The sequence below is a fragment of the Flavobacterium cryoconiti genome, from assembly GCF_048158645.1.
Taxonomy (GTDB): Bacteria; Bacteroidota; Bacteroidia; order Flavobacteriales; family Flavobacteriaceae; genus Flavobacterium; species Flavobacterium cryoconiti.
The window spans coordinates 593869-617380 of record NZ_JBLNKW010000001.1 but is presented as its reverse complement, the minus strand read 5'-3'; the positions used below and the strand labels follow the sequence as shown (position 1 = coordinate 617380).

Annotated in this window: 21 protein-coding genes; 3 read left to right on the top strand and 18 right to left on the bottom strand. The window is 34.5% G+C overall.

What is annotated here, in order from left to right:
• Positions 1-9: 9 nt before the first annotated feature.
• The 14 genes from nuoL to aspS form a co-directional block, all read right to left on the bottom strand.
• Positions 10-1905 carry an NADH-quinone oxidoreductase subunit L gene (gene nuoL, locus ACM55H_RS02520; RefSeq protein ID WP_416835002.1) on the bottom strand — a complete coding sequence of 632 codons (1896 nt, stop codon included), beginning with the start codon at positions 1903-1905 and terminating at the stop codon, positions 10-12.
• Between the two features lie 6 nt (positions 1906-1911).
• Positions 1912-2232, bottom strand: a complete 321-nt coding sequence (nuoK, locus tag ACM55H_RS02515) for an NADH-quinone oxidoreductase subunit NuoK (protein ID WP_035668725.1) — start codon at positions 2230-2232, stop codon at positions 1912-1914.
• A 1-nt stretch (position 2233) separates the two neighbouring features.
• Entirely contained in the window at positions 2234-2773 is a 540-nt protein-coding gene (locus tag ACM55H_RS02510; RefSeq protein ID WP_416835001.1) for an NADH-quinone oxidoreductase subunit J family protein, read from the bottom strand.
• A complete protein-coding gene (locus ACM55H_RS02505; protein WP_291247698.1) occupies positions 2773-3318 on the bottom strand; it encodes a NuoI/complex I 23 kDa subunit family protein in 546 nt (181 codons plus the stop codon). Before ACM55H_RS02505 ends, ACM55H_RS02510 begins: the two co-directional genes overlap by 1 nt.
• Positions 3319-3451: 133 nt before the next feature.
• The gene (gene nuoH, locus ACM55H_RS02500) at positions 3452-4504 is read right to left on the bottom strand and encodes an NADH-quinone oxidoreductase subunit NuoH (protein WP_416835000.1); all 1053 of its coding nucleotides are present in this window, start codon (positions 4502-4504) and stop codon (positions 3452-3454) included.
• Entirely contained in the window at positions 4497-5546 is a 1050-nt protein-coding gene (locus ACM55H_RS02495) for an NADH-quinone oxidoreductase subunit G (RefSeq protein WP_416834999.1), read from the bottom strand. The genes nuoH and ACM55H_RS02495 overlap by 8 nt, the downstream gene beginning before the upstream one ends.
• An 18-nt stretch (positions 5547-5564) precedes the next feature.
• Positions 5565-6932: an NADH-quinone oxidoreductase subunit NuoF gene (gene nuoF, locus ACM55H_RS02490; RefSeq protein WP_416834998.1), complete on the bottom strand. Its 1368-nt coding sequence runs from the start codon at positions 6930-6932 to the stop codon at positions 5565-5567.
• A 1-nt stretch (position 6933) separates the two neighbouring features.
• Complete coding sequence (locus tag ACM55H_RS02485; RefSeq protein WP_416834997.1) at positions 6934-7464, bottom strand: complex I 24 kDa subunit family protein; 531 nt, start codon at positions 7462-7464, stop codon at positions 6934-6936.
• Between the two features lie 82 nt (positions 7465-7546).
• Positions 7547-8785, bottom strand: a complete 1239-nt coding sequence (locus tag ACM55H_RS02480; RefSeq protein WP_315211023.1) for an NADH-quinone oxidoreductase subunit D — start codon at positions 8783-8785, stop codon at positions 7547-7549.
• A gap of 35 nt (positions 8786-8820) precedes the next feature.
• Positions 8821-9342, bottom strand: a complete 522-nt coding sequence (locus ACM55H_RS02475) for an NADH-quinone oxidoreductase subunit C (RefSeq protein ID WP_039110431.1) — start codon at positions 9340-9342, stop codon at positions 8821-8823.
• 3 nt (positions 9343-9345) lie between these two features.
• On the bottom strand, positions 9346-9894 hold the full coding sequence (locus ACM55H_RS02470) for an NADH-quinone oxidoreductase subunit B (protein ID WP_035668744.1): 549 nt from the start codon (positions 9892-9894) through the stop codon (positions 9346-9348).
• Positions 9895-9980: 86 nt separating this feature from the next.
• The gene (locus ACM55H_RS02465; protein WP_039110432.1) at positions 9981-10346 is read right to left on the bottom strand and encodes an NADH-quinone oxidoreductase subunit A; all 366 of its coding nucleotides are present in this window, start codon (positions 10344-10346) and stop codon (positions 9981-9983) included.
• A gap of 232 nt (positions 10347-10578) precedes the next feature.
• Positions 10579-10773 (bottom strand): cold-shock protein, encoded by a 195-nt coding sequence (locus tag ACM55H_RS02460; RefSeq protein ID WP_007137066.1) that lies wholly within the window; start codon positions 10771-10773, stop codon positions 10579-10581.
• A gap of 129 nt (positions 10774-10902) precedes the next feature.
• Positions 10903-12651: an aspartate--tRNA ligase gene (gene aspS, locus ACM55H_RS02455; RefSeq protein WP_416834996.1), complete on the bottom strand. Its 1749-nt coding sequence runs from the start codon at positions 12649-12651 to the stop codon at positions 10903-10905.
• A gap of 236 nt (positions 12652-12887) precedes the next feature.
• On the opposite strand from aspS, the gene ACM55H_RS02450 reads away from it, so the two are divergent.
• The 3 genes from ACM55H_RS02450 (at position 12888) to ACM55H_RS02440 (ending at position 14849) form a co-directional block, all read left to right on the top strand.
• Entirely contained in the window at positions 12888-13253 is a 366-nt protein-coding gene (locus ACM55H_RS02450; protein WP_039110494.1) for a toxin-antitoxin system YwqK family antitoxin, read from the top strand.
• Between the two features lie 306 nt (positions 13254-13559).
• Positions 13560-13928, top strand: a complete 369-nt coding sequence (locus tag ACM55H_RS02445) for a VOC family protein (protein ID WP_416834995.1) — start codon at positions 13560-13562, stop codon at positions 13926-13928.
• A gap of 186 nt (positions 13929-14114) precedes the next feature.
• On the top strand, positions 14115-14849 hold the full coding sequence (locus tag ACM55H_RS02440) for a polysaccharide deacetylase family protein (protein WP_416834994.1): 735 nt from the start codon (positions 14115-14117) through the stop codon (positions 14847-14849).
• A 35-nt stretch (positions 14850-14884) separates the two neighbouring features.
• On the opposite strand, the gene ACM55H_RS02435 is transcribed toward ACM55H_RS02440, so the two are convergent.
• The 4 genes from ACM55H_RS02435 to lacZ form a co-directional block, all read right to left on the bottom strand.
• A complete protein-coding gene (locus ACM55H_RS02435; protein ID WP_416834993.1) occupies positions 14885-16570 on the bottom strand; it encodes a sodium/sugar symporter in 1686 nt (561 codons plus the stop codon).
• Positions 16571-16931: 361 nt separating this feature from the next.
• Positions 16932-17951 carry a UDP-glucose 4-epimerase GalE gene (galE, locus tag ACM55H_RS02430; protein WP_416834992.1) on the bottom strand — a complete coding sequence of 340 codons (1020 nt, stop codon included), beginning with the start codon at positions 17949-17951 and terminating at the stop codon, positions 16932-16934.
• An 87-nt stretch (positions 17952-18038) separates the two neighbouring features.
• Positions 18039-20261, bottom strand: coding sequence for an alpha-galactosidase (locus ACM55H_RS02425; RefSeq protein ID WP_416834991.1), 2223 nt, complete (start codon positions 20259-20261; stop codon positions 18039-18041).
• Between the two features lie 75 nt (positions 20262-20336).
• Positions 20337-23471 carry a beta-galactosidase, LacZ type gene (gene lacZ / locus ACM55H_RS02420; RefSeq protein WP_416834990.1) on the bottom strand — a complete coding sequence of 1045 codons (3135 nt, stop codon included), beginning with the start codon at positions 23469-23471 and terminating at the stop codon, positions 20337-20339.
• Positions 23472-23512 lie beyond the last annotated feature (41 nt).

The window sequence follows — 23512 nt, the reverse complement described above, 5'->3', positions numbered from 1 at the left end:
AGTATAAGATTATTGAGCTAAAAATAAATAAGAAACAATGGCACAAAGCCCTAATACGAAAACAAAAAGATAAAGTCCAATGCTTCCATTTTGTATTTTCTTTCCTTGATAACTTATTTCGTTAGTTACTTTTCCGAATCCAAAAACTAAAGCTGATAAAGCTGTTTCTATAGTGTCTCTGAAAAAACGAGACAAGACATTAATTGGTTTAACAAAAATAGCATCATAGAATTCATCAACATAATATTTATTGTAAAGTACTTTAGAAAACCCTGTGATTTCAGCATCTTCTGTAGGAACTGTGTTTTGTTTGATGTATTTGGCATAAGCCAAACCAATTCCTACTAATCCGCCCACAACTGCAATAGCCATCAACATATATTCTGTAGTTCCTAAATGGTGTTCAGCATTCAATAATTCTGGTAAAATAGGCGTTAAATATCCATTCAACCAACTATTTCCTGGCAAACTGATTAATCCGCCTATTGTTGCCAATATCGCTAAAACAATTAAAGGAAAAGTAATCAAAGAGGGACTTTCATGTAAATGATGCTTTTGCTCTTCTGTTCCTCTGAATTCTTGGAAGAAAGTTAAAAACATCAATCTAAACATATAAAAAGCAGTCATTATAGACGCAACCGAAGCTACAACCCATAATGGAATTGTATGTTCGAAAGCCACTAATAAAATTTCGTCTTTCGAGAAAAAACCCGAAAACAATGGAACTCCAGAAATCGCTAAGGAAGCAATCAACATCGTTATAAAAGTAATTGGCATCGATTTTTTCAAACCACCCATTTTGCGAATGTCTTGTTCTCCGTGCAAAGCGTGGATTACTGAACCTGAACCCAAGAACAAACAAGCTTTGAAGAAAGCATGTGTGATTACGTGGAAAACAGCCACTTCATAAGCCCCTAAACCTAAAGCCAAAAACATTAATCCCAACTGGGAAACGGTAGAATAGGCCAATACTTTCTTAATATCATTTTGAACCAATCCAATTGTAGCTGCTACTAAAGCAGTAACTGCTCCAACAATCGCAATAATATCATTTACCAAATGCATACTCGGCAAATCAAGACTGTATAAAAAGTTTAATCTGGTAATCATAAAAATACCTGCAGTAACCATTGTCGCCGCGTGAATCAATGCCGAAACCGGTGTTGGTCCAGCCATCGCATCCGGTAACCAAGTATACAATGGGATTTGTGCTGATTTTCCACAAGCTCCAATAAATAGAGCAAAAGCTGCAACTCCAATCCAATAGCTATTTAAATTGGTAGCCGTAGCAATAGCCGTTTTTAATGTAGCAAAATCTAATGTCGAGAATAAGCTTCCAAGGATAAAAATCCCAACTAATAAACCTAAATCCCCAATTCGGTTCATGATAAACGCTTTCTTAGCTGCATCATTGAAATCTTGGTTTTTATGCCAAAATCCAATTAGCAAATAAGAACAAAGACCTACGCCTTCCCACCCAATGAACATGACTAATAAGTTACTTCCTATTACTAAAGTGATCATGAAAAATATAAACAGATTCAAATACGCAAAGAACTTGTGCATATTTTCATCATCGTGCATGTAACTGATAGAATACAAATGAATCAAAGATCCAATTCCAGTTACGAAAAGCAACCATAAAATTGACAATTGATCTAATTGAAATCCAAAATCAACTTTGAAATTACTGATTTGAATCCAGTTAAAAAGTGAAATATAAATTCCCTCCGGTTGTGCTGAAATTCCACTGAAGAAATAAGCGGTTGCAATAAAAGAAACCACAACAGTACCGGTTCCAATTATTCCAGACAGCAATTTCCCCAGGCTTTTCCCAAAGAAAACATTGATTAAAAATCCTAAAAAAGGAGCAAGAACTAAAACTAAAGCTATATTGGTATTCATTTCCATTTATCCTTTTAAGTTTTTTAAATTATCGATAGTAATTGAGCCTAAATTTCTAAATATTGAAACTAGAATTGCTAATCCTACCGCAACTTCTGCAGCTGCAACAGCCATCGAGAAAAACACAAAAACTTGTCCTTGCGCATCTTGGTGATAGGTAGAAAATGCCACAAACAATAAGTTTACTGCATTTAGCATTATTTCAATTGACATAAATACGATAATGGCATTTCGTCTGTATAGCACTCCAAAAACGCCAATACAAAAAAGTATCACGCAAAGGAATATATAATTTTCTATGCCTATTTGATTTAAAATATTGTTCATCTTATTTTTGCAGTTTTTCTTTTTTAGACAATAAAACAGTCCCAATCATAGCAACCAAAAGTAATATAGAAGCAAATTCAAAAGGAACCATATATTCGTTTAGTAATATTCTACCTAATACTTTTATAGACTGAAAATCTTCTCCAGTAGCAACATATTCTCCAACAATTGGTTTTGAGTTTATAAAAATCAAAATAAGAACGATGCATATCAAACAAAAAGAAACAATAGCGCCTAATCTGGTAATCCTTGGTCTATGTACTTCTTTTTGTTCATTCAAATTCATCAACATAATGGTGAATAAAAATAAAATCATAATCGCTCCAGAATAAACAATAATATGAACAATTGCCAAAAACTGCGCATTCAATAACAAATAATGACCTGCAACCGAAAAGAAACAAATCACAAGATAAATAGCACTGTGGATCGGGTTTCTACTAAAAATTGTCAAAAATGCAGTGGCTAATGTAATAATAGATAAAACACAAAAAATGATTTGTATCGGTGTTGCATTAGCTAAATCAGGTATATGTATCATTAATTAGCGTTTTTAAGTTGAGCGTTTTTCATTGCCATTTCTAAAGGCATGACCAATTTGTCTTTTCCAAATATAAAATCTTCTCTTTCATAACTGGAAGGAACCAATACTTTTGAAGTCGTTAGATAAATTGCATCTTTCGGACAAGCCTCTTCACACAATCCACAAAAAATACAACGCAACATATTGATCTCGTAAATCGAAGCATATTTCTCTTCTCTGTACAAATGTTTTTCATCAGCTCTGCGCTCTTCCGCTTTCATGGTGATTGCTTCAGCAGGACAAGACAACGCACACAAACCACAAGCCGTACAATTCTCGCGACCTTCTTCATCACGTTTCAACATGTGCTGACCACGATAAACGGGACTCATTTCACGTACTTGCTCTGGATATTGAATCGTAACTTTTCGAGTGAACAAGTGCTTGATAGTAATAATCAACCCTTTGATTATCGCAATCAGATACATATTTTCCCAAAAAGTCATCTCTTTATTAGAGACCATTTTTTTTCTTCCCGATAAGGATATACTTTCTATTGACATTTTTTATTTTTATTTGAAGCTTAATCCTGCTATTCGTTTCAATCTTTTATCCTGAACTTGTTTCAGGATCCTGAAACAAGTTCAGGATAAAAGGATTTCCACTGCTATCAGGGCTAGGGCTTTTCGGTACTAATTAAAATCCTAAATAAGTTGCAATTTCACTTCTCAAAATCACAATACCGGTAATCATAATATTGATGATTGATAATGGAATCAATACTCTCCAACCCAAATGCATCAATTGATCGTATCTAAATCTTGGAATAGTCCATCTCACCCACATGTAGAAGAAAATGAAACTACATATTTTTATAAAAAGAGCAACAATCCCAATAACATTAGCAATATTAACACCCCAATTTTCAACAGCCCAACTCATTCCCGGATAGTTATACCCTCCAAAGAACAAAACGGACAAAATCGTTGAAGAGATAAACATATTCGCATATTCAGCAAATAAATAAAATCCCATTTTCATTGATGAATATTCGGTATGGTAACCTCCAATTAATTCACTTTCGCATTCTGCTAAGTCAAATGGAGTTCTGTTTGTTTCTGCAAAAGCACAAATCAAAAAGATTAAAAAGGACAATGGCTGATAAAAAACATTCCAATTCATTCCTGCTTGCTGCGCTGAAATTTCTCTCAAACTCAACGTTCCGGTCATCATCAACAAAGCAATCATTGAAAGTCCCATCGCAACTTCATAAGAAACCATTTGCGAAGCGGCACGAACAGCACCCATCAAAGAGAACTTATTATTAGATGCCCAACCACCAATCATGATTCCATAAACTCCAACAGATACTACTCCAAAAAAGTACAATAATGCCACATCAATATCAGCTGCCTGAAGTAAAATATCTCTTCCAAACAAATGAAAATGATCTCCCCAAGGAATAACGGCACTGGTCATTAAAGCGGTACTCATTGCAATTGCAGGACCTACAAAAAACAAAAATCTGTTTGGGGTATTCGGTTCAAATTCTTCTTTCGAAAATAATTTTAAACCATCAGCAAGCGGTTGAAACAAACCCATTGGACCTGCTCTGTTCGGACCAATTCTATCTTGAAGCCAAGCTGCAACTTTACGTTCAGCCCAAGTGGAATACATCGCCATAAGCATTGTAATAGCAAAAACTACCACAATAATTACGCTTTTATCTATGATAAGTGTACTATTCATTATTTCCCAAACTTTTTTGATTAATAATGTCTTCTTCAGTCAATGGAATCTCCACCATGCTTATTTTCTTACGGTCTTCTTCTCTACCTAAAAGGATATGATCTTCGGTAGCAATTTCAACTTTTTGTAATTTTCTGTTGTATTTATTTTGATTGATAACCGAATCTTTTTCGAATGCTCTAGGACCTTCGATAATCCAATCTTTTATGTCTTTGTGATCAAAACGACATCCGTTACAAATAAATTCGTCCACTTCATGGTATTCGTCTTTCCTTCCGGTAACACGTTGGATTTCATCACCAAACATCCAAACCGTAGTTTTTCCAGAACATGTAGGACAATCTCTGTGTGCATTATAAGGCTTACTGAACCAAACTCTAGATTTAAATCTGAATGTTTTATCCGTCAATGCGCCAACTGGACAAACATCAATCATATTTCCTGAAAACTCATTATCAACCGCTTTAGAAATACAAGTCGATATATTCGAATGATCTCCTCTATCCATTACCCCGTGAACACGATCGTCAGTCAATTGATCTGCAACCATTACACAACGGTAACAAAGAATACAACGGTTCATGTGCAATTGAATATTCGGACCAATATTTTCTGGCTCAAAGGTTCTTTTTTCTTCGATAAAACGACTTTCTGATTTACCGTGCTCAAAGCTTAAATTTTGCAAATCACATTCTCCTGCTTGATCACAAACCGGACAATCTAATGGGTGATTGATCAATAAAAACTCTGTTACTGATTTTCTTGCTTCTTGAACTCTCGGTGAAGATTTACTATTCACTTCCATTCCGTCCATACAACCTGTTACACAAGATGCCATTAATTTAGGCATTGGTCTTGGATCAGCTTCACTTCCTTTGGCAACTTCCACTAAACAACAACGGCATTTTCCACCGCTTCCTTTTAGTTTAGAATAATAGCACATTGCCGGTGGAACTACTTCTCCACCTATCATACGTGCTGCTTGCAGGATTGTTGTTCCTGGTTCTACTTCTATGCTTTGACCGTCTATGGTTACTTTCATTTTCTGAAATTCTTGACTTTATACGATTACTTTAGAAACTAAATGCTTTACTTTTTCAAAAGGTTCAGCAACAAAATGATCTCTATTTTTTATTTTTTCCGGGAAACGGATGTGGTATTCAAATTCATCTCTAAAGTGACGAATTGCTGCTGCCACTGGCCAAGCCGCCGCATCACCTAATGGACAAATTGTATTTCCTTCAATTTTACTTTGAATGCTTAAAAGCAAATCGATATCTTCTTCACGACCGTGACCATTTTCTATTCGGTGCAATACTTTTTCCATCCAGCCTGTTCCTTCACGACAAGGAGAACATTGTCCACAACTTTCGTGGTGATAAAAACGGGAGAAATTCCAAGTATTACGAACGATGCAAGACGTATCATTATAAACAATAAATCCACCTGATCCTAACATAGAACCAGTTGCAAATCCACCGTCACTTAACGATTCGTATGACATCAAACGATCTTCGCCAGCGGCAGTTTTATAAATTAAATGGGCAGGTAAAACGGGAACAGAACTTCCTCCCGGTACAAAAGCTTTTAAAGGTCTGTCAGAACTCATTCCGCCTAAATATTCATCAGAATTCATGAATTCGTAAACACTTAATCCCAATTCAATTTCGTAAACACCTGGGTTTTTAATATGCCCTGAAGCCGAAATTAATTTGGTTCCTGTAGAACGTCCAATACCAATTTTAGCATATTCCGCACCTGTATTATTGATAATCCAAGGTACAGCGGCAATCGTTTCTACGTTATTTACAACCGTTGGATTTGCCCAAAGCCCTGAAATTGCAGGAAATGGTGGTTTGATACGAGGATTTCCTCTTTTTCCTTCCAATGATTCAATCAATGCAGTTTCTTCCCCACAGATGTAAGCTCCGGCACCACAATGAACGTATAAATCCAAATCATAACCTGAACCTAATATATTTTTTCCCAAAAATCCAGCAGATTTGGCTTCGTTAATGGCTTTTTCCAATATTTTATAAACCCACATGTATTCCCCACGAATGTAGATGTAAGAAAGGTTGGCACCCAAAGCATAACTCGAAGTAATCATTCCCTCAATCAATAAATGTGGAATAAATTCCATCAAATAACGGTCCTTGAAAGTCCCTGGTTCCGATTCATCCGCATTGCAAACTAAATGTCTTGGTTTTCCTGATTTTTTATCAATAAAACTCCATTTCATTCCTGCGGGGAATCCTGCTCCACCACGACCACGCAATCCTGAAGTTTTTACTTCTTCGACTACTTCGTCTGGTGTTAATGTTTTTAAGGCTTTTTCTACTGAAGCGTAACCACCGTTTTGACGGTATACTTCGTAAGTTTTAATTCCTGGAATATTTATTTTATCTAATAATATTTTTTGTGACATATTATTTATCGTGTAATATTATTTTATCGTTTTTGCAATCAGCAATTAATTGATCGATTTTTTCTTTATCCAAATGTTCTTTGTAAAAATCGCCTAATTGCATCATTGGAGCGTAACCACAAGCACCCAAACACTCAATACCTCTAACTTCGAATAAACCATCTGGAGTTGGCTCACCCACTTTTACACCTAATTTCTCACAGGTGTAATCCATTAAATCTTCTACTCCATTCAAACAACAAGGAGAAGTTTGACAAAATTCGAACATGTATTTTCCAATTGGCTTTTGGTTGTACATCGTATAAAACGAAACTACTTCATAAACCTCGATTGGTTTGATCAAAAGGATTTCGGCAACTTTATTCATTAATTCAATACTCAACCAATTCTCGTGAGCATCTTGAACTTCATGTAAAACTGGTAATAAAGCCGATTTTCTTTTGTCTTCAGGATAATGACTTATTAATTCATTGATGCGAGTCATCAATGCTGCGGTCATATTTATTTCTTGTTTGTGATACGTTCTTTCCATTTTTATTTTTTTTGCCACGAAGGCCCAAAGTCACAAATTTTTATTTTAAAATCTAAAATCGTTAATCAATAATCTGAAATCTTTATGCGTCTAATTCTCCAGCAATAACATTTAAACTTGATAAAATAACAATTGCATCTGATAGTAATGAACCTTTAATCATTTCTGGATACGCTTGATAGTAAATAAAACAAGGTCTACGGAAATGCAATCTATAAGGTGTTCTACTTCCGTCAGTAACTAAATAGAAACCTAGCTCTCCATTTCCCCCTTCTACCGGATGGTATATCTCGGCAACTGGGACAGGAACTTCACCCATCACAATTTTGAAATGGTAAATCAACGATTCCATACTCGTGTAAACATCTTCTTTTGGCGGAAGATAATAGTCAGGAACATCCGCATGGAAATCATTTCCTTCCGGCATTTTTGCTAAAGCTTGACGAATAATACTCAAACTTTCCCAAACTTCGGCATTACGAACACAAAAACGATCGTATGTATCACCCGATTTTCCAACAGGAATAATAAAATCAAAATCTTCGTAAGAAGAATATGGTTGCGCTACCCTAACATCATAATCAACACCCGCAGCACGTAAATTTGGACCTGTAAATCCGTAAGCCATAGCTTGTTCAGCTGTTATAGCCCCTACATTTACAGTTCTGTCAATAAAAATTCTATTTCTTTCGAATAAGTTTTCAAATTCTTTCCAAGCTGCTGGAAATTCCTCTAAAAACACATCTAATTTTCTGAAAGCTTCTGGCGACCAATCTCTTTCGAAACCACCAATTCTTCCCATATTAGTAGTCAAACGAGCTCCACAAATTTCTTCGTAGATCTCATAGACTTTTTCTCTAAATTGGAAAACATATAAAAATCCGGTATACGCTCCGGTATCCACACCAAGAATCGAATTACAGATGATATGATCCGTAATTCTTGCCAATTCCATTACAATTACTCTTAGATATTGCGCTCTTTTAGGAACTTCAATATCTAATAGTTTTTCTAATGTCATCCACCAACCCATATTATTTATAGGAGACGAACAGTAGTTCATTCTATCAGTAAGAGGGGTGATTTGGTAAAAAGGACGGTTTTCAGCAATTTTTTCAAAAGCTCTGTGAATGTAACCAATCGTTGGTTCCGCTTCTAGAATTCTTTCCCCGTCCATTAACAAGATATTTTGAAAAATACCATGAGTTGCTGGGTGAGTAGGCCCTAAATTCAGGATAGAAAGCTCGCTTCCGTCTTCGTTTAGTTGGGCTGCAATTCTTTTAGCATAACGATGCTCTGGTGGTAATAATAGTTCTGACATTTAGTTAATGTGAAAAATTATAATAGTGAGTATTTTTAATAATTGTCGGTTGTTCTTCCAAAGAAACGGTCATCTTTATCCGTTCTTCCGCTATCTTCCATTGGAAATTCTTTTCGCATTGGAAAAGAAATCATTTCATCCATATTCAAAATACGTTTCAATTGTGGATGACCAATGAAGTTTATCCCATAAAAATCAAACGTTTCTCTTTCCATCCAATTTGAACTTAAGAAAATATTAGATATCGTTTTTATTTCTGGATTTTCACCGTTGATAAAAGCTTTGATTTTAATTCTTTTGTTTTCGTACCAATTGTGTAAATGATAAACAACTGCAAATTGATGATCAACATCATTGTCAGGATAGTGAATCCCACACAAATCAGTCAAAAAATGAAAACGTAATGTTGGGTCATTTTTCAAAAAAAGAATCACCGCCGTAATTTTATCGGCAGCGACTTCAAATGAAAATATATCTTTTTCTTGCTTGAATTCAAAAACAGCCGAATCAAATGTTTCAACTAATTTTTCTTGGATTTGTATTGTTTCTAGCGCCATTATTTATTTGATATTATAAGAAGCCAATAATTCTTGGTATTCCGGAGAACTTCTTCTTCTTACAGATTCGTTTCTTACTAATTCCTGCAATTTCATAACACCATCAACAATTTGTTCTGGTCTTGGCGGACAACCAGGAACATAAACATCAACCGGAATTACTTTATCAATTCCTTGCAAAACAGAATAGGTATCAAAAATTCCACCTGAACAAGCACAAGCACCAACAGCAATTACCCAACGAGGTTCTGACATTTGCTCATAAACCTGACGTAAAATAGGCGCCATTTTTTTTGAAATTGTCCCCATTACCATTAGCATATCCGCTTGACGAGGAGAAAAACTCACCCGCTCCGAACCGAATCGTGCCAAATCATAATGCGAAGCCATTGTAGCCATAAATTCAATCCCACAACAAGAAGTTGCGAAAGGCAAAGGCCATAATGAATTAGCGCGAGCCATTCCCACAACATCATTCAGTTTTGTAGCGAAGAAACCCTCACCAACAACACCTTCTGGTGGCTCAACCATATTTATTTTAGAATCGCTCATTTTTTATTATTTTGAATTATAAACTTTGAATTATAAATTACAATGAAACCATTTAAAATTTAGAATTCAACATTTAAAATAAATCTTTATTCCCACTCTAACGCTTTCTTTTTGATAATGTAGAAAAAACCTACCAAAAGTAAAAGCATAAAAATTACCATTTTAACCATTCCTTCCATTCCCAATTCTTTGAAATTGATTGCCCACGGATAAAGAAAAATCACCTCAACATCAAACAATACAAATAATATAGCAACAAGAAAATATTTAACTGAAAACGGAATTCTTGCATTACCTACCGATTCGATACCGCATTCGAAGTTTTTATCTTTGATTTCAGAGTTCCGTTTTGGACCTAATTTCCCAGAAATAAGTATTGTTCCAACTACAAAACCTACAGCTAAAACAAACTGCATTAAAATAGGAATATAATTTAATTGATCGGACTGCATAAGTATGTTTTTTTCGTGCAAAAATAAGCAACAAAGATAGGTTTCAAGGAATTAAAACACAAGCTAAAAACTGAAATTAATTTCTATGAAAATATGATTTTCTTGCAATTTTTAATGATTATAAATAATTTCGTATTCACAATGTCCTTTTTTCATAATAATGCAAAAAAAAACGCTCCGAATATATCGGAACGTTTTAAACATTCGTAGGCAAAAAAATAAATTTTTATGCTTAGATCACTGCTACTTTCGCAGCAACTTTTCCTTTTCTTCCTTCTTCTTCTTCATAGCTAACTCTGTCACCTTCGCGTAATTCTTCCGCGTTGATTCCTGATGCATGAACAAAAATGTCTTTTCCTGTTTCTTCGTCTGTAATGAATCCGTAACCTTTAGATTCATTGAAAAATTTAACTGTACCTGTACGCATTGTAATAGTAATAATAATTTATAATGGAGCAAATGTAATATTTAATATAATACGAAAGACATTCTTCGCTTTTTATTTTGTAAAAATATTGATATTCAACGTTTTCTAACAAAATTTAACGATAAACTACTATAAGTCAATTTTTATATGCAGCTCTTTTAACTGTGATACGTCTATTGTAGACGGAGCATCAATCATGACATCTCTTCCGGAATTATTTTTTGGAAAAGCAATAAAGTCACGGATGGTTTCCTGCCCACCTAGAATCGCCACCAATCTATCCAATCCAAAAGCTAAACCTCCGTGCGGCGGCGCACCAAACTGGAATGCATCCATCAAGAATCCGAATTGCGCTTTCGCTTCTTCTTCGGTGAAACCTAGATATTTAAACATCAATTGTTGTGTCGCTTTATCGTGAATACGAATTGAACCTCCACCAATTTCATTTCCATTTAAAACCATATCATACGCATTGGCACGAACTTTTCCTGGATTTGTTTCCAATAAATGCATATCTTCCGGCTTAGGAGACGTAAAAGGATGGTGCATCGCATGGTAACGACCGCTTTCTTCATCAAATTCCAATAATGGAAAATCAACAACCCAAAGTGGCGCAAATTCAGTTGGCTTTCTCAAACCTAATCGTGTTGCTAATTCCATACGTAACGCACTTAACTGCCCACGTGTTTTATCAGCCGGTCCAGAAAGCACAAAAATCATATCTCCTGGCTGTGCTCCTGTAGTTTTTGCCCAATTGCTTAAATCATTTTGATCGTAGAATTTATCTACTGATGATTTATAAGTTCCATCTTCATTGCATTTTACGTACACCATTCCTGATGCTCCAACTTGAGGACGTTTTACCCAGTCAATTAATCCATCAATTTCCTTACGGGTATAATTTCCAACTCCGGGAACAGCAATTCCAACAACTAATTCTGCAGCATTGAAAACTGGGAATTCTTTGCTTTTAGCGACTTCATTCAGCTCGCCAAATTCCATTCCAAAACGAATGTCCGGTTTGTCATTTCCATATGTTTTCATGGCATGCTCGTAAGTCATTCTAGGGAATTTCTCTACTTCCACACCTTTTATTTCTTTTAATAAATGTCTTGTCAATCCTTCGAAAATATTCAAAATATCTTCTTGTTCCACAAAAGCCATTTCGCAATCGATTTGTGTAAATTCCGGCTGTCTGTCAGCGCGTAAATCTTCATCACGGAAACATTTCACGATTTGGAAATATTTATCCATTCCACCCACCATCAATAACTGCTTAAATGTTTGTGGTGATTGCGGCAAGGCATAAAATTGCCCTTCATTCATTCGAGAAGGAACAACAAAATCTCTCGCTCCTTCCGGAGTAGACTTAATTAAATAAGGTGTTTCCACTTCGCAAAAATCCAAATCTGAAAGATACTTACGCACTTCCATCGCTACTTTATGACGAAAAAGCAAACTGTTTTTTACAGGATTCCTTCTAATGTCAAGGTAACGGTATTTCATTCGAATGTCTTCTCCACCATCTGTCTCATCTTCAATCGTGAAAGGTGGCGTAAGGGAAGCATTTAGAATGTTCAATTCAGTAACTAAAATTTCTATCTCTCCTGTTGGAATGTTTTTATTTTTGGCTTCACGCTCAATAACAGTTCCTTTTACCTGAATTACAAATTCACGCCCTAAGGTTTTTGCCAATTCAAAAACTGATTTTTCAGAACGCCCTTCGTCAAAAATTAATTGCGTAATTCCGTAACGGTCCCGCAAATCAACCCAATTCATAAATCCCTTATCTCGTGATTTCTGAACCCAACCGGCAAGCGTAACTTCTGTATTAATATGTGAGGCGTTCAATTCGCCACAATTATGACTTCTATACATGATCCAAATTTTAGATTATTTCATCTGTTCGCCCTTTGGGCTCGGGTGCAAATTTAGGACTAATTATGAATAATGAATTGAGAATAGTGAATTATTACACTATTGTTTTTTACCGTAATTTATTTTCCAATGTTAAGCTTTTGTCTAATGTTACTAAATTGTTATCTAAAAGTTTTTTTAATGTAAAGTATTCGTTAATTTTGATAAAGAAATGTAAACTATTAAAAACTCAAGATATGAAAAAATGTATTATTTTAATTGCAATATTGTTCTCCGGGATGATTTTTGCGCAAGAATCAAAACCAGTATTGGAACCTTTTGGTAAAAAGCTAAAAGCAACTTACTTTTTTGAAAATGGTCAAGTGCAACAAGAAGGTTTTTTTGAAAATGGAAAACTACAAGGAGTTTGGGTTGCTTATGATGAAAAAGGAAACAAAATTTCGTCAGGAGAATATAAAAATGGCCAAAAAACTGGCAAATGGTTTTTTTGGTCTGAAAAAAATGACAATGGCTTCCATAATTTAACTGAAGTTGACTATTCTAATAACACTATCGCTTCCATTAAAAACTGGAAACAAGAAGCATTAGTTAACAGAAACTAAAGATTATTTTTACTTATATAAAAAAGCTTTCGCACAAAACGAAAGCTTTTTTTAGTTCTATCAGTCCTGTCCTGAAATAGCGACACAAAAAAACATTATGGAAGCAAACACAAATTTTGTTAAGCATAATCAGAGAGATTACAGTACGCACTTAAAGCTACAAAACGCAAAACTATCTAAACCATTATATGTCGAAATAGACATTCGGACTGCTGTGTTTGGAAGATTTTAAATAGATAAATTCTCAAAAGATTATTTTAGTTATTAAACACGTTGCTTTAACAATCAAGTTATTATAGAAAAAAAATGGAGTATAAAGGAAAATCTATTAGACCGTTCATTGGTGCTAAAAATTATGAGATATCATGTAATTTTTATCGTGATCTTGGATTTCAAGAGCATATTTTATCTTCTGATATGAGCTATTTCAATATGGATGGCTTGGGTTTTTATTTACAAAATGCCTATGTTAAAGATTGGGTAGACAATACAATGGTTTTTATGGAAGTAGATGATGTAAACCGATTCTGGAACGAATTATTGAAATTAGAACTTACTGTGAAATATGAAAATGTAAAACTAGTAGCTATCCGCGAACTTGATTGGGGAAAAGAATGTTTCCTACATGATCCATCAGGAATTTTATGGCATTTTGGAGAATTTAATACGAAATAAGATTTTAGACAAGTAATTATGCATCAAAGAAGCATCAAATTGCAAAAAAAAATATAATTAGACCAACCAAAATCCAATATTAGAATTATAAAACGTAACTATTTATATCCAATGAATTTTAAAAATTTCACTATTCTTTGCTTATTATTTTTAGCTAATGGTCTATGTTATGCACAAAAAGAATCAATGAACTGGAATGACAAAAAATGTGCCGTGGTACTAACTTATGACGATGCATTGAATATTCATCTTGATAAAGTAATCCCAATTCTTAATTCATTTAACTTCAAAGCAACATTTTATCTAATCACATCATCCCCAGTCGTTACGGGTAGAATAGCCGAATGGCGAACCGCTTCTAAACAAGGGCATGAATTAGGGAACCACACTTTATATCATCCTTGTGATGGTAGTTTACCCGGACGCGATTTTGTAACTAAAGAAAATGATCTCTCCAGATATTCGATAGCCAGAGCAGTAAAAGAAATAAGGACTGCAAACGAATTTCTAAAAGATATTGACGGTAAAGAGGAGCGGACTTTTGCATATCCTTGCGGTGATCTTAAAATTGGAGATACTCTTTATTATGATTTTTTGAAGCGTGATTTTGTAGCCGCAAGAGGAGTTGAACAGGGGTTCCTTCAAGCAAAATCAGTAAATTTAGCTAATGTAAATTCTTTTGTAGAAAATGGAACTACTGCAGCACAAATGATAACTCAAATTGAAGAAGCCGAAAAAGTAGGGTCATTTATCGTTTTTTTATTTCATGGCGTTGGCGGTGAACATCCATTAAATATAGATTTAGAAGAACATCGTAAATTACTTCAGTATTTAAAAGAAAGAGAAAAGGATATTTGGGTTACCACAATGGTAGATTTAACTAAATACATCAAAAAAAAGTGTGAAACCAAACGAATTTAGTTTCACACTTTTAATAGAATATCAACTACTGATTCCTACCAGAACTTCACGTACAAAGCAAAAATAATCAATAGCGTTATTACAATCAATACCGTTGTTTGTGGTTTTACCTTAAACATTTCTGTATCTAATTCGAATGCTTTTGGATTCACTTTTGGTCCAGCAAAACTGATGGCAATCATTAGAAGCATCGTAAACACAAAAGACAATCCCATACAAATATGGAATGGGATTTCGAAACCACCTTTTCCATTGGCGAAAGCCGTGTATAACAACGTTTCATTACCAAACAATGCAGGTGCAAATTCATTAAACAAAACTGATAATAAGAAACCAGAGATTACCCCTACTATAGCAGCTGTACCCGTTGTTCTTTTCCAGAACATTCCAAGGAAGAACATCGCAAATACACCTGGACTAATAAATCCTGTATATTTTTGAATGTAAGTGAAACCACCCACACCACCAATTCCTAAAACATCATTCCAAGTAAACAAAACAGCAAGAAGCATAGCAGCAAAAACTGCATATCTACCTATGTTTACTTGAGCTCTATCAGTAGCCTCTTTTTGAATGTATTTTTTGTGTACATCCAAAGTATAAATAGTAGAAATACTATTCACTTTACCTGCTAAAGAAGCAACAATCGCAGCTGTCAAAGCAGCCACAGATAATCCTTTTAAACCTGTAGGAAGGAATGTTAACATTGCTGAATAGGCTCCGTCTTTTCCACCAACTAATTGTGGTAAATGTCCGTTTTCGTGTAAAACAAAAGCAGCAATACCGGGCAACATAACGATAAGTGGCATTAATAATTTCAACATACCGGCAAATAATATACCAGTTCGGGCTGTTTGTAAATCCGCTCCCAAAGCTCTTTGAGTAATGTATTGGTTACAACCCCAGTAATTCAAATTAATAATCCAAATTCCAGCTAAATAGGACATCATCCCAGGAAAAGTAAGATACTTATTGATTTCCAATTGAGAAGACGCAGCAGTCGGTCTTGGAATAATCATTTTGAAATGCTCCGGTGCTTTTTCCATTAATACTTTGAAACCGGCGATTGCGTTTTCACCAAAACCAAAATAGTGTCCAACTGTAGTCAAAGCGATGTAAGAAGTAACTAATCCTCCAATGATTAAAACAGCTACCTGAATTACATCCGTATACGCCACCACTTTCATCCCTCCTAAAGAAATTAGCAAGGCAAAAAGAGCTAAACCAATCATAATAGCGTGTAGGTATTCCCCACCAGCTAAACCATTAATGGCAACAGCCCCTAAATATAAAATAGAAGTTAAGTTTACAAAAACATATAAAAACAACCAAAAAACTGCCATAATTAAAGCCGTAGATTCGTTATATCTGGTTTTTAAAAACTGAGGCATGGTATAAATCTTGTTTTTTAAATAAACAGGAATAAACCAAACTGCAACAATAATCAAAGCAATAGCAGCAATCCACTCATAAGCAGCAACAGCAATTCCTAAAAAGAATCCCTCTCCACTCATTCCGATGAATTGTTCAGCCGAAATATTAGAAGCAATCAATGAAGCACCAATAGCCCACCAAGTAAGAGTTCCTTCTGCAAGAAAATAAGCTTTTGCATCGTGTTCGTTTTTTTCACGTTTGCGATAGATGGTATATCCATAGGTGGACACCACGATAAAATAGATAATAAATACTGCGTAATCCGCAAAAGCAAGGTTCTGGTTCATGAGTAAATGGTTTTTTAGAAATTAATATAAATGAATGCGACTTGTACTATTTTTTTATTGTTAACTGAACTATTTTTAGTTTTTACATAAAACACATCTTATAATTTGGTTAAAAATATACAATTCCATTACAAAATTTAAATATAAAATGTGATATGTGTTTAAATTATATTGTTATTTTATGAATTACGAAAGTCAAAAGTAAAATAAAAATATTTATTTACGTCATTTATAAATGTATTTTTTACATTTATTACTATTATGTAAGTTAAATACTTAAAAGAGTGGTATTTTCCCTGTATTAAATACTAATTTTATTTTCGATTCATTTCACTGGTTTACAATACTGTTTTTATTTATTTTAGTTGCTCTTTCTGATTTTCTGCTCCCATTTCCAAGCACTTGCCATCCCTTCTTCAAGAGTTGACTCTGTTTTCCAGCCAAGAATGTTATTCGCTTTATCCGTATTGGCATAAGCCGAAATCACATCTCCTTCCCTTCTATCAACAATCTTGTAGGGTAATTTTTGCCCACTTACTTTTTCGAAAGCTGCAATAACTTCTAAAACTGAGCTTCCTGTTCCTGTTCCCAGATTAAAAGTTTCTATTTTAGCTAAATTCTTTTTGTTTACCAATCGCTGCAAAGCAATAACATGCGCTTTTGCCAAATCGACAACATGAATATAGTCTCGTACACAAGTCCCGTCAGATGTTGGGTAATCATCCCCATAAACGGATAATTCTTTTCTCAATCCAATTCCGGTTTGTGTAATAAATGGCACTAAATTTTGGGGAGTTCCTATAGGCAATTCACCAATTTCTGTTGATGGATGAGCACCAATAGGATTAAAATAACGCAACAAAATAGCGTTAATCCCACTTACTTTTGTAACATCTGTAATGATTTCTTCACCAATTTGTTTGGTATTCCCATAAGGTGACATTGCAGGTTTAACTGAGGCACTTTCATTAATCGGCATTGTTTCGGCTTGACCATAAACAGTACAAGATGAGCTGAAAATAAAATGAGAATCCGGTTTTTGCTGCAATTCCTGAAGCAAGTAGATTAGAGTATTAATGTTGTTTTCATAATACAATAACGGGTTTCCTACACTTTCACCAACTGCTTTAGAAGCTGCAAAATGAATTACACCAGAAACATCAGAATGTCTTTTGAAAAAATCCTGAACTGATGCTTTCTCTCTCAAATCCAGCTTTTCAAAAACTGGCATTATACCTGTTATAGCAACTATTCCCTTTAAAACTTCTTCAGACGAATTAGAAAGATTATCAATAATCACAACTTCAAAACCTTCATTTTGTAATTCAACTACAGTGTGCGAACCAATAAATCCCAATCCGCCAGTAACTAATATTTTCATAATTTATTTTTTATGCTATTTAAAAACAGTAAAAATTCAGTAGATAACTTCTAAATCATTTATTATCTTTTTAACTATTTGGTTACCTTATTTTACTTCGTTAATCTCTAAAACTACACTCGTTCTTTTCAACGAAACATTTGGATTTATTCCAGCTTTCATCAAGAAATCGCCTGAGTAAACTTTATCAGAAGCTATAGATGAAGTAACACCTGGATACACGTTAATTTCTTTTACCGTATATTTTTTCTTTGGATTTAATCCGTTTAATACAACTGGTCGCTCCGTTGCAGTAATATTAAATCTATTATTCACTAAGTAGTTAAAAACAACTGCTTTGCTTTTCTCTGGATTTACATACATCAATGCTGCAATATTGTTTTCGTGAGGATTCACTAGTCGAAACATATCGCCATGCCAAACTATATCTTTAAATGAATTGTAATTCGAAATAGCTTGTTTGCAAAATGTTTTATCATCAGGGTTTAATTTGCTTGCTACAATATCAAAACCCAATTTTCCCATACTAGCCACATCAACTCTAAATTTTAGTGGTTGTTTCCCCCAATCGGTCACGTGGTTACAGGTTGCAATCGAAGGGAAGAAATAGGAGTAATCCCATTGAACAAAAATTCTTTCCAAAGGTTCGGTGTCATCTGTTGGCCAAAATTCTGTAAAATACTTCAAAAATTCATAATCGCCACGTCCACCGCCACCAGAGCATAACATCATGGGAACTTTTGGATATTTGGCACGAATTCGTTGCAGTACTTTATACAATCCTTTGGTGTAATCTACATACAAATTAGATTGTGGTAATACTTTTTTATTAAGGTATGCGGAATAGGCGTTATAAATAGTCGCATTACAATCCCATTTTATAAATGCTAATTCTGGATTTTTTACAAATAGATTATCTACAATTCCAAAAACAAAATCTTGAACTTCGGGATTCGACAAATCTAAAACGAGCTGATTTCTATAATAAATCTCAGGTCTTTCTGGTTGACGAATGACCCAGTCTAAATGTTTTTCGTATAATTCGCTTTTAGGATTTACCATTTCTGGTTCTATCCAAATACCAAATTTAACTCCTTCTTTTTTAGCTTCTTTTACTAAATAGCCCAAGCCGCTTGGAAGTTTCTTTTTATTCTCCTGCCAGTCACCAAGCCCTGCATCATCATTATTTCTTGGATATTTATTGCCAAACCATCCATCGTCTAACAAAAACATATCAACACCCAAATCTTTTGCATCTTTAAACAAACCTTTAAGTTTATTTTCATCAAAATCAAAATAAGTAGCTTCCCAATTGTTCAATAAGGTAAGACGTTCGCCTTGACCATCAAGAAGTCTGTATTTTCTTGCCCAATCGTGAAGGTTTCTACTGGCTTCGCCTGTACCATTATTTGAAAGTGCATAAATTAAAGAAGGAGTTTTAAAAATTTCGTTTGGAGCTAATGAATATTCAGAAGCAAAAGGATTGATTCCAGCAATTAGTCTAAGATTTTTATTAGAGTCAATTTCAAATTCAAGTTTAAAATTACTACTCCAAGCTAATTGACCTAACATCACTGTTCCATCATTTTCTGAAGCTGGTTTTCCAAAAGAAACCATAAAATTAGGAGTTTGTGTAAGCATCGCTCTGGTTCCTAATTTTGTATCTAAAGATCTTATTCCCTGCACAAGCTTAGTTTCAACAGGTTGCATTTCTTTTAGATATTCTCCTTGAAAACTGGTGAGATAGAAATCTTTTCCTCCAAAAAACAAATTTGCCGAAGCGTATTTTTGTAACAATACCGCTTTCCTCTCGTTATGTTTTATCTCAGTCCATTGCTCAATTACATTTTCTTTTGCCCAAACTTTATAAAACAAAGTTACCTCAAACGGATAAATTGGATCTTTAAGAATAATACTGGTAACCGAACTATTAGCGTCTATTTTTTCAGTTTTATGACTTACATATTTTAGTTCTAAAGAAGTATTTCCATCTGCATGTTTGACCTGAATGGCTGGTTCAGAAAGATTCCAAGTGCCCGATGGTGTGTATGCAGAATTGTAAATTCCTTGATTAGAATAATCATAATTATATCCCGCCGAAACCGTTGCAAATTCATTTTCGTTTTCAAGTGGTTTACCAAAATAAACTGTCATCAAACGATTATTATTATCTGTTTGCAACAACATCATATTGCTATTAGTTGCGATAGGTATTGTAACTTTTTGCGCCCATAAACTGATGACACCAAACATAAAAAACAATGTAAAAACACCCTTTTTATTGAAACAGAATTTTAGTTTTTCTTTCATAATAATTAATTTTAACAGCTCAATTAATTTCACCCCTATTTATAATTGCTAAAATTAGGAGTGAAATTTTAATTTTTATTTCTTTTTAGGTTTAATAACAAAACCGTAACTATATTCTTTGTTTTTCAATTGATATTGTTCGTGTGGCATAGCGCCCCAACTAGTATCTCCACCAACACCTCTTTGTGCTAAATCAACGCATACTACAACTTCATGACGTGGTGTAATATCATTTGTATGACGGTATTTTTTAGTCAAACCTGGATCAAAATCTTCAGGATAATTATTCAGTGCACTTACTCCTAGCGGCTGTAAACCTTCAATTTCAATACCATTTCCTGAATTATTAGTAAGTGTTAACCAACGAACATCCGTTTTATATCCATTTTCTTGAGGACGTGTGTAAGGAACATATTGATCGGCAACTTTACTTTGGTAAATTCCTTTCAAAGAAGAGGTATTTCTATCTTGATAGTTCTCCCAAGGTCCTCTTCCATAATAACTAAAATTATCTAACTCTTTTTTGAGAGAGAACAGCATTCCAAAACGAGGCATTTCAGCCAATGGATTAGTTCCCGCTTTGAATGAATTTTGCACAGTTAAACTACCACTAGAATCCATTGTGTAAGTAATTGTATAAGCGGAAGCTACATCCTTTAAGAAAAGGTGAGACACTACTATTGTTTTACCGGACACTTCTTTGACCTCAATAGTATCCAAATTACTGAATCTTCCCACTGTTCTCCATACATTACTGCTCACTTGCATATAATTCCCAAAATCATTATCCGTAGGTGCTCGCCAAAAATTAGGAACCGGCATTTGATTGAAATAATATTCGCCGTTAGATTTATATTGTTGCATTAAACCTGTTTTCTTATTTATAGTCACTTCAACACCGGCTGCACTAAGAGTGACCGTATCTTCAGTATTTTTAACTATAGGATTAGTACCAGCATCAGCTGCTTTAACAAAATATTTAGGCTCTCCAATTGAAAACTGTTCGCGGGCTACTTCAAAATTTTGAGGTAAAACTTCAGTACCGTCTTTTGTGTAGGCAAAAATATTTAAAAGATATTCTACTCCGTCTTCGGGAGCTAGTTTTGGCAATTCAAGCTGAACCTGTTTCTTAGATTGTGGCGCAAGACGAATAGCAATAGTTCCCGTTTTGACAACTAACCCATTTTTCAGCACTTCATATTTGAAAAGATATTTATCAAGATTGGTATAACTAAATCCATTTTCTATTTGAATAAGTCCTTTTTTCAAATCAACTCCTGAAAATAATATATCTTGATATACTTTTTTAACCTCAAAAGCACCTGGATGAGGCGTACGATCTGGCCAAACTAAACCGTTGTGACAGAAATTCTCGTCATTGGTATAATTTTGACTTCCCATATCACCACCATAGGCCCAGTATTTACGTCCTACTTCATCAGTCATTTCAAATCCTTGATCTACCCAATCCCAAATAAACCCTCCTTGCATGTTTTTGCTGCTGCGAATAACATCCCAATATTCTTGAAAATTTCCACTGCTATTGCCCATAGCATGAGCATATTCACACATAATAAAAGGGCGTTTTACGTCCTTGCGTTTAGCATATTCTTTCATGTAATCCATACTTGGATACATCGGACAAACCACATCCGTATTTTCTTTTTCTCCTGCTTGCTCAAATTGAACCAATCGTGTTTTATCTCTATTTTTTATCCAATTATAAGCCTCTTGAAAAACAGGTCCATTTCCGCATTCATTACCCAAAGACCAAAGGATAACCGAAGGTTGGTTTTTGTCGCGTTCCACTAAGCTGTAAATACGATCCATGTGAGCGGCTTTCCACTCCGGAAGATAAGCAGGATGTTTTGTTTTATCAAAAGAGCCTTGCAATTCAGCTCCCATTCCATGACTTTCAATATTAGCTTCATCTACCAAGAATAAACCATATTTATTGCATAGTTTTACCCACATTAAGTTATTTGGATAATGACTGCAACGCACCGCATTAATGTTTAATTGCTTCATCAACTTGATGTCCTTCATCATGGTTTCTTTATCCTGATAATGACCCGTTTTAGGATTATGTTCATGAATATTCACACCATGAACCATAATTCGGATGCCGTTGACCAATAATTGCCCGTTCTTCAATTCTACTTTTCTGAAACCAATTTGCGTAGCAACAGTTTCAATGAATTTTCCATTTTCATCCTTTAGCGTAAGCAATAAAGTATAAAGATTTGGTGTTTCATTACTCCATAATTTAGGAGCAGCAACATTTTGTGTAAAAGTGGTTGATTCAACTGAATTAGCCCCTATATTAATTTTTATTGTTTTCTTAAAAACTTCTTTTCCGGTTGCATCTACTAATTTAGCTTCTACAATCTGGTTGTTTTTTGCAACCGCATTCATGTTCTTCAGTTTAACATCAACAGACAAATTTCCGTTTTTATAGGAAGCATCAAGATCAGGACGTGCAAAGAAATCAGCAATACGAGTATTAGTTGTACTATAAAGATAAACATCACGGTCAATTCCTGACAAACGCCAAAAATCCTGGTCCTCTAAATATGACCCATCGCTCCAACGATACACCTCAACAGCAACTTGATTTTTACCGGCTTTTACATATTTAGTTATATCAAATTCCGTTGGACTTTTTGTATTTTCACTATACCCTACTTTTTCTCCATTTACCCAAATATACATCGCTGAAGTTCCTGCTTCAAAATGAAGGTAAACACGGCGTCCGTTCCAGTTTTCTGGCAACTCGAAAGCACGTCGGTAAGACCCCACTGGATTATCCGCATGATTAATAAACGGTGGATTTTTGACAAATGGATAGGTAATATTAGTGTAAATTGGAATCCCATAACCATCTAATTCCCAGTTTGACGGTACCGCAATTTCTTTCCAATTGGTAGCATTAAAATCTGTTTTAAAGAAATCCATCGGACGTTCATCTGGTGTTGGTGACCAATTAAATTTCCATTTTCCGTCTAACGTTAGAAACCAAGGAGAACGCGTATAATCATCAGCAATAGCATATGACTCATCAGCATAAGGCAAAAAAGCCGCTCTTGCAGGTTCTCTATTAATCTGAAATATAGCTGGATTTTCCCAATCGTTAGTCGTTGGCTTTTCTTGTGCACACACAACCAAAGAAATAATGGTAAAAATGCAGGATAAAATTATTGCTTTTTTCATATATAATGAATTTTTAAAATCGAATTACTTTTATCTGATAA

What these genes read in the sequence shown, in the direction of transcription:
- lacZ (WP_416834990.1), bottom strand. Translation starts at nt 23,471, where the DNA reads ATGAAAAAAGCAATAATTTTATCCTGCATTTTTACCATTATTTCTTTG.
- ACM55H_RS02470 (WP_035668744.1), bottom strand. Translation starts at nt 9,894, where the DNA reads ATGAGCGATTCTAAAATAAATATGGTTGAGCCACCAGAAGGTGTTGTT.
- ACM55H_RS02510 (WP_416835001.1), bottom strand. Translation starts at nt 2,773, where the DNA reads ATGATACATATACCTGATTTAGCTAATGCAACACCGATACAAATCATT.
- ACM55H_RS02440 (WP_416834994.1), top strand. Translation starts at nt 14,115, where the DNA reads ATGAACTGGAATGACAAAAAATGTGCCGTGGTACTAACTTATGACGAT.
- ACM55H_RS02505 (WP_291247698.1), bottom strand. Translation starts at nt 3,318, where the DNA reads ATGTCAATAGAAAGTATATCCTTATCGGGAAGAAAAAAAATGGTCTCT.
- aspS (WP_416834996.1), bottom strand. Translation starts at nt 12,651, where the DNA reads ATGTATAGAAGTCATAATTGTGGCGAATTGAACGCCTCACATATTAAT.
- nuoK (WP_035668725.1), bottom strand. Translation starts at nt 2,232, where the DNA reads ATGAACAATATTTTAAATCAAATAGGCATAGAAAATTATATATTCCTT.
- nuoF (WP_416834998.1), bottom strand. Translation starts at nt 6,932, where the DNA reads ATGTCACAAAAAATATTATTAGATAAAATAAATATTCCAGGAATTAAA.
- ACM55H_RS02450 (WP_039110494.1), top strand. Translation starts at nt 12,888, where the DNA reads ATGAAAAAATGTATTATTTTAATTGCAATATTGTTCTCCGGGATGATT.
- galE (WP_416834992.1), bottom strand. Translation starts at nt 17,951, where the DNA reads ATGAAAATATTAGTTACTGGCGGATTGGGATTTATTGGTTCGCACACT.
- ACM55H_RS02465 (WP_039110432.1), bottom strand. Translation starts at nt 10,346, where the DNA reads ATGCAGTCCGATCAATTAAATTATATTCCTATTTTAATGCAGTTTGTT.
- ACM55H_RS02480 (WP_315211023.1), bottom strand. Translation starts at nt 8,785, where the DNA reads ATGTCAGAACTATTATTACCACCAGAGCATCGTTATGCTAAAAGAATT.
- nuoH (WP_416835000.1), bottom strand. Translation starts at nt 4,504, where the DNA reads ATGAATAGTACACTTATCATAGATAAAAGCGTAATTATTGTGGTAGTT.
- ACM55H_RS02435 (WP_416834993.1), bottom strand. Translation starts at nt 16,570, where the DNA reads ATGAACCAGAACCTTGCTTTTGCGGATTACGCAGTATTTATTATCTAT.
- ACM55H_RS02460 (WP_007137066.1), bottom strand. Translation starts at nt 10,773, where the DNA reads ATGCGTACAGGTACAGTTAAATTTTTCAATGAATCTAAAGGTTACGGA.
- ACM55H_RS02485 (WP_416834997.1), bottom strand. Translation starts at nt 7,464, where the DNA reads ATGGAAAGAACGTATCACAAACAAGAAATAAATATGACCGCAGCATTG.
- ACM55H_RS02425 (WP_416834991.1), bottom strand. Translation starts at nt 20,261, where the DNA reads ATGAAAGAAAAACTAAAATTCTGTTTCAATAAAAAGGGTGTTTTTACA.
- ACM55H_RS02495 (WP_416834999.1), bottom strand. Translation starts at nt 5,546, where the DNA reads ATGAAAGTAACCATAGACGGTCAAAGCATAGAAGTAGAACCAGGAACA.
- ACM55H_RS02475 (WP_039110431.1), bottom strand. Translation starts at nt 9,342, where the DNA reads ATGGCGCTAGAAACAATACAAATCCAAGAAAAATTAGTTGAAACATTT.
- ACM55H_RS02445 (WP_416834995.1), top strand. Translation starts at nt 13,560, where the DNA reads ATGGAGTATAAAGGAAAATCTATTAGACCGTTCATTGGTGCTAAAAAT.
- nuoL (WP_416835002.1), bottom strand. Translation starts at nt 1,905, where the DNA reads ATGAATACCAATATAGCTTTAGTTTTAGTTCTTGCTCCTTTTTTAGGA.